The sequence below is a fragment of the Kitasatospora sp. NPDC036755 genome, from assembly GCF_040636595.1.
Classification (GTDB): domain Bacteria; phylum Actinomycetota; class Actinomycetes; order Streptomycetales; family Streptomycetaceae; genus Kitasatospora.
In genome coordinates, this window is sequence record NZ_JBEZUT010000472.1 from 1 (window position 1) to 4,881 (window position 4,881).

The 4,881-nt window shown below is 77.8% G+C and carries 2 protein-coding genes and 1 pseudogene; 1 reads left to right on the forward strand and 2 read right to left on the reverse strand.

Going from position 1 to position 4,881, the window contains the following annotated elements; translation table 11 throughout:
* A partial coding sequence (locus AB0E96_RS38180) for a MinD/ParA family protein (protein ID WP_359831000.1) occupies positions 1 to 1,756 on the forward strand: 1,756 nt, incomplete at its 5' end.
* Between the two features lie 72 nt (positions 1,757 to 1,828).
* On the opposite strand, the gene AB0E96_RS38185 is transcribed toward AB0E96_RS38180, so the two are convergent.
* Both AB0E96_RS38185 and AB0E96_RS38190 read right to left on the reverse strand, forming a co-directional pair.
* Positions 1,829 to 2,773, reverse strand: coding sequence for a bifunctional riboflavin kinase/FAD synthetase (locus AB0E96_RS38185; protein ID WP_359831001.1), 945 nt, complete (start codon positions 2,771 to 2,773; stop codon positions 1,829 to 1,831).
* A gap of 93 nt (positions 2,774 to 2,866) precedes the next feature.
* Positions 2,867 to 4,881: pseudogene (locus AB0E96_RS38190) on the reverse strand (hypothetical protein); the annotation flags it as partial.

The window sequence follows — 4,881 nt, forward strand, 5'->3', positions numbered from 1 at the left end:
CGAGCAGCCGCCGGCCGGTGCCCCCGCCTGGCCGGTGCCGGAGGCCGCGGCGCAGCCGCCCGCACCCCAGCCGCAGCCGTACCCGGCGCCCGCCGCGGCCGGACTGCCGGGGCAGCCCGCCCACCCCGTTCAGCCGGTTCAGCCGGTTCAGCCGCAGGACTTCGCGCAGCCGCCGGTCCAGCAGGCCCAGCCGCAACACCCCCAGCACCCCCAGGATCCGCAGGGCGCACCGCCGGCCTGGGACCCGCAGGCCGCGTGGGCGGCCCAGCAGGCCCAGCAGGCCCCCCAGGCCCAGCCTCCGCAGCCGGCCCCGCAGGCCGCCGTGCCGCCGCAGCCCGGCCCGGCGGCCCCGCAGCCCGGCCCGGTGGACCCGCGCCAGGGCGGCTGGCCGCAGCCCGCCGCGTACCAGCAGCCGGTCCCGCCGCAGCCCGGCCCGCAGGCCCCGCCCGGCTTCCCGCAGCCCGGACAGCCGCAGCCGGGGCAGGCCTGGCATCAGCAGCCCCAGGGCCCGCAGCCCAGCGCCTTCCAGCAGTCCGCCGCCCCGCAGCAGACCGCGCACGGCGCGCCGCTCGGCTACACCGCCGCCGTCGAGCTGTCCTCGGACCGGCTGCTGCGCAGCCAGCCCAAGCAGCAGCGCCAGCAGCCGCGCTTCCAGTTCGGCGGCAAGGCCGCGGCGGCCGAGAAGGCCCGCAAGCTGGAGATCATCCGCACGCCGGTGCTGAGCTGCTACCGGATCGCGGTGATCAGCCTCAAGGGCGGCGTCGGCAAGACCACGACCACCACCGCGCTCGGCGCGACCCTGGCCAGTGAGCGCCAGGACAAGGTGATCGCGATCGACGCCAACCCGGACGCCGGCACCCTGGGCCGCCGGGTCAAGCGCCAGACCGGCGCGACCATCCGCGACCTGGTGACGGCCATCCCGCACCTGCGCAGCTACATGGACATCCGTCAGTTCACCTCGCAGGACCTGAACTCGGGCCTGGAGATCCTGGCGAACGACGTCGACCCGGCGGTGTCGACCACCTTCAACGACTCGGACTACCGCCAGGTGATCGACGTGCTGGGCCGCCAGTACCCGATCATCCTGACCGACTCCGGCACCGGCCTGCTGTACAGCGCGATGCGCGGGGTGCTGGACCTGGCCGACCAGCTGATCATCGTCTCCACCCCCAGTGTGGACGGCGCCTCCAGTGCCTCGACCACCCTGGACTGGCTCTCCGCGCACGGCTACGCGGACCTGGTGCAGCGCAGCATCACGGTGGTCTCCGGGGTGCGCGAGACCAGCAAGATGATCAAGGTCGAGGACATCGTCGCGCACTTCCAGACCCGCTGCCGCGGCGTGATCGTGGTGCCGTTCGACGAGAGCCTGGCGGCCGGCGCCGAGGTCAACCTCGACATGATGCGGCCCAAGGTCCGGGAGGCCTACTTCGAGCTGGCCACCCTGGTCGGCGAGGACATCGCCCGGGCCCAGCAGGCCGCCGCCCAGCAGTCCGGCTGGCAGCAGCAGGCGCAGCCGGGCTACCCGCAGCAGGGCGGCCAGCCGCAGCCGTACGCCGACCCCCAGCAGCCCCCGTCCTACCCGCAGCAGGCCGGCCCGCCCGCCCCCGGCGCTCCGTGGGCGCCGCAGCCCGGCCAGGCCCCGCCGCCCCCGCCCGGGTACGGCTACCCCCAGCAGCCCGCGCCCGGGGCGCCCTGGCCGCAGCAGCCGGGGCCGGGGTACGGCTACGGCTACCCGCCGCAGGCACCCCGGCAGTGAGACGGCGGAAGGGGCCCACCGACACCAGGTCGGTGGGCCCCTTCCGCCGTCGCGGCGCCCGGCCGCCCTCGGTCAGATGCCGTCGGTCAGCTCGCGGGCCCGCTTGACGTCGTCGGCCATCCGGTCGAGCAGCGCGTCGATGGAGTCGAACTTCTCCATCCCGCGCAGGTAGGCGAGGAAGTCCACGGCCACGTGCATCCCGTACAGGTCCAGGCCGACCCGGTCGATGGCGTAGGCCTCCACGGTGCGGGCCGTGCCGTCGAAGGTCGGGTTGGTGCCGACCGAGATGGCCGCGGGCATCCGCTCGCCGTCCGCGGTCAGCCAGCCCGCGTACACGCCGTCGGCCGGGATCGCGCTGTGCGGCACGGTCTCGACGTTGGCGGTCGGGTAGCCCAGCTCGCGGCCGCGCTGGGCGCCGCGCACCACCTCGCCCTCGACCCGGTGCGGGCGGCCCAGCACCTCGTTGGCGCCGGCCATGTCCCCGGTCTCCACCAGTCGGCGGGTGAGGCTCGACGAGAACGGCTCGCCGTCCCCCGCCGTGCCGCACACCTGGAGGTCGACCACCTCGACCTCGAAGTCGTCCGCCCGGCCCAGCTCCCCGAGCAGCGCGACGTCCCCGGCGGCCCGGTGCCCGAAGCGGAAGTTGGGGCCCTCGATGACGACCCGCGCGTGCAGCGCGTCCACCAGGACCTGCCGGACGAAGGTCTCCGGGGACTCCTGGGAGAACGCGGTGGTGAACGGCAGCACCAGCACCGCGTCCACGCCCAGCTCCGCGATCAGCTCGGCACGGCGCGGGTGCGGCGCGAGCAGCGGCGGGTGGCTGCCCGGGCGGATGACCTCGCGCGGGTGCGGGTCGAAGGTCACCACGACCGACGGGATGCCGAGTTCGCGGGCCCGCTCGACCGCCTTCCCGATGATCAGCTGATGTCCGCGGTGCACCCCGTCGAACGAGCCGATGGTGACGACGCTGCGTCCCCAGTCCCCGGGGATCTCCTCCAGGCCACGCCAGCGCTGCACCTGACCGCTCCTTGTTCCGTACGGTGCGTACCCTCTGTACGCTCAAACGCTCAAAACCCGAACCCCTATAGCGTGCCATGCGCCTGCCCCGGCTCAGGCACCGGAATACGGGTTGGGCCCACCCGGGCGCCCCGCCGCCCGCCGGGAGACGGCCCGCTCGGCCTCCCCGGCGGCGTGCCCGAGGTCCCGTCCGGCGGCCGCCAGGGCCTGCGTCCGGCCCGGCCGGGGCCCGTCCGGAGCGGTCTGCACGGGGCCGGACGGCCACCGGGCGAGCAGCCCGGCGAAGGCCGCCGACCGCCCGGCGCAGCGCGCCAGCAGCTCGTCCGCGCCCGGCAGGACGGGGACGGTACGGGCCAGCACCGCCCGGGCCCGGGCGGGGTGCTCGGCCGCGCAGTGCTCGGCGAGCCGCTCCACCACGGCGGTCAGCACCGCCGGGTCCGCCTCGGCGGCGAGCAGGGCGTCCAGCAGTTCGCAGCGCAGCGCGTCCGCCGCCGGGTCGGCCACCGGGACGGACAGCACCTCGGCGAACGGCCGCCGGACCGCCGCGCTGCGGGCGGCCAGCGCGGCGCCGAGCAGCACCCGCAGCTCCGGCCGGCCGTCCGGACCGACCCCGGCGGGGCGCGCCAGCCGACGGCCGAGGTAGTCGACGGCGACCGGACCGGCCGATCCCCCGTCCCCGCGCAGCAGCCCGACGGCCAGCTCGGCGCCGCACCGCACGGCGGCCGGGGCGGTGGCGTCGGCGAGCACCCGCAGCGTCTCGGCGAGGGCCGCGCACCCGGGGGAGGCCGCCCGATCGGCGAGCGCGGCCACGACGGCCTGCGGGTCGCTCTCCAGGGCCGGGGCGAGCGCCCGCGGGGTGAGGAAGGCGTCGCCGCCGGCCCGGAACCGGGCGAGCGCGGCCGGCAGGTACGCGGCGCGGGTCGCCGGGTCGCCGACCAGCAGCGCCAGCGCGGCCCCGTGCAGACCGGGCTCGTCCTCCCGGCCGAGCAGGGTCAGCGCGGTGTACCGCAGCAGCTCGGCCCCGGCCCCGGAGGCGTACGGGGCCACGCGCAGCGCGTGCACGGCCGCCGCGACGTGCCGCTCGGGCCGCCGGTCGTGGCTCCAGCGGTCCACCGCCCGGCAGAGCGCGGACGGCTCCTCGGCGGCGAGGACGGTGAGCAGCGCGTCCGCCCCCGGGTGCGCGGCGGCCGCCAGCGCGTCGGCCAACTCGTCCAGTGCGAGCCGGCGGTGGGCGTGCAGCAGCTCGTGGGCGAGGTCGGCGACCGTGCGGCCGGGGCGGCCGGGCAGGCCGCGCGCGTCCTCGAACCAGGCGCAGAGCAGCGGGAACACCGCGACCGGGTCGGCGCGCAGCCGCTCGGCCACCACGGCGAGGAAGCGCTGCCCGAGGCCGTCGGCGGTCACCAGGCGGCGCAGCAGGGCGAGTTCGGCCTCGACGGGCAGGCCGAGGCCGGTCCAGAAGGCCGGGCCGAAGCGCCCGAGCCCGGCCGCCGGGAGCGCCACCGCGCCCGCCGCGCCCGCCCGTTCGGCGATCCGGGCCGCCAACTGCTCCAGCAGGGACCGGTGTTCGGCCCGGTCCGGGCTGGCGGCCAGGCCCGCGACGAGCAGCCGGGCCGCCCACCACGCCGGTTCGCTGCCCGGCGGGCGCAGGTCGAGGGCGCGCCAGATCCGGTGCAGCCACGGGTCCAGCGCGCCGGCGCCCCAGGTCTCGGCCACCCGGCGCAGCGCGGCGGCGACCGGGCCGATCCGGTGCCGGGGGACGGCGCTCGCCCCCGCGGCCGATTCCCCCGCCGGGCGGCGGCCCGCGGGCTCCTCGCCCCCCTCGGCGGGCCAGGGCGGGGTGTCCCCGGCCTCGCCGAGCAGCAGTCGCAACGCCACGTCCAGGTCGAGGTGCCGGCCCTGCAGCCAGTCCGCGAACTCCCCGTGCGCGAAACGGAATCCGGGCCCGGCGGGGACGAACAGGCCCTCGGCGAGCACCGCGGTGGCCCAGCCCCCCTCGACCGGGAACAGCTCCTCGAACACGGCCCGGTCCAGCCCGCCGCCCGAGGGGCCGCCCAGCATCCGCCGGGCCGCCTCGTGCACCCGCCCGGCCACCGCCGCCGCGAGCCGGC